1 pseudogene is annotated in these 351 nt (G+C 68.1%); it reads left to right on the top strand.

Annotation, left to right across the window (positions count from 1 at the left end):
- Window positions 1-351, top strand: a pseudogene (locus AAH991_RS40350) (Crp/Fnr family transcriptional regulator); the annotation flags it as partial.

The raw sequence follows: 351 nt of genomic DNA, 5'->3' as shown, positions 1-351 counted from the left end.
CGGCCGGTGAACAGGTACGGCGAGGCGGAGATCGCGCTGGCGGCGGGGCATGAGGGTGAGGCGACGCTGCCGGGGACGTTCGTGGACTACGAGCCGGGGCCGCGTGAGTACGAGCTGAGTGTGGCGCAGACGATTCTGCGGGTGCATTCGCGGGTGGCGGATCTGTACAACGAGCCGATGAACCAGACCGAGCAGCAGTTGCGGCTGACGATCGAGGCGTTGCGGGAGCGTCAGGAGCACGAGCTGGTCAACAACCGCGACTTCGGGTTGCTGCACAACGCCGATCTCAAGCAGCGCGTCCACACCCGTTCCGGCCCGCCCACCCCCGACGACCTCGACGAGCTGCTCGCC

Source organism: Microbispora sp. ZYX-F-249 (genome assembly GCF_039649665.1).
GTDB classification, from domain to species: Bacteria; Actinomycetota; Actinomycetes; order Streptosporangiales; family Streptosporangiaceae; genus Microbispora; species Microbispora maris.
The sequence above is the reverse complement of the archived record's forward strand: the minus strand, read 5'-3'. Positions and strand labels throughout refer to the sequence as shown.